The following is a 1,020-nucleotide window of genomic DNA, read 5'->3' on the forward strand; positions in this document are numbered from 1 at the left end:
GAAAAAAAAGATTGAATTATAATTTTTAGTCCTATTATAAGTACTGGCAAATAGCTTATAATATAAAATATTTCTCCTCCAAAAATTTTCCCTATATAAAATGAAAAGATAGATAAAAAATTTAATGATATATATACTATTAAACTAAATTTTAAAAAATTTGAATATTTATTATTTTTATCGTCTAAAAGTAAACTCATATTTACCTCCTTTTTTTAAAAACTATTATTAAATATAATAAAACAAACTATTTATCATATTTAAAATTTTTTCACATTGAACTTTAGAACTTTTATTTTTTATAATAAAATTTCTACCCTCTTCAGCAATTTTTTTTCTTTCATAATATTTTTTTTCACATATTTCTAATATCTTATTTCTTAATGCCTCATCACTGCCCCCTTCTACGTAGTTAATATAATCATCATACTCATTAGTAATACCTCTTAATTTATATGCAATAATAGGCACTCCAGAATAAAGATATTCTAACAGTTTAGATGGAAAAGAATATTTACAAAATTCATTATCATCTTTTCTTGGATTTACTAATACAGTTGCTTCTTTTTGTATTTTTAATATTTCTTCTCTAGGTAAAATTCCTTTCAAAATTATTCTATTATCTTTTTTACTTTCTTCTATAATTTTATTTTTTGAATCTCCATCACCACAAAATACCAATTCATAATTTGAATTTTTTATACTTTTAAAAGCATTTACTAAATGAATTACTCCATACTTTTCATTTAAAGTTCCTGTATATAAAATAATTTTTTTATTTTTATTGAATAAAGTATTATTTGAACACTTTGTATTAATATTAGCTTCTATTTCACATATTCCCTCAATAACTACATAGGGTTTATCTCTTAAATTTAATTTTTCTTTCATATATTCAGTTAAAAGGACAAAACTGTCGCTGTATTTTAATAATTTATTTATACTTTTAATATCTAAATCTTTTAAAATATCATATATAACTTTTCTTTTATTAGTTGTATTCATGTATTGTGGTAAATC

At 20.2% G+C, this 1,020-nt stretch carries 2 protein-coding genes; both read right to left on the minus strand.

Annotation, left to right across the window (positions count from 1 at the left end; genetic code table 11):
- Positions 1-200, minus strand: a 200-nt coding sequence (locus GBZ86_RS18080; RefSeq protein ID WP_207707480.1) for a hypothetical protein, incomplete at its 3' end; no start/stop codon positions are given.
- 28 nt (positions 201-228) lie between these two features.
- The coding region (locus GBZ86_RS16205; protein ID WP_152892379.1) for a glycosyltransferase at positions 229-1,020 on the minus strand (792 nt) is incomplete at its 5' end.

The organism is Clostridium tarantellae (assembly GCF_009295725.1).
GTDB classification, from domain to species: domain Bacteria; phylum Bacillota; class Clostridia; order Clostridiales; family Clostridiaceae; genus Sarcina; species Sarcina tarantellae.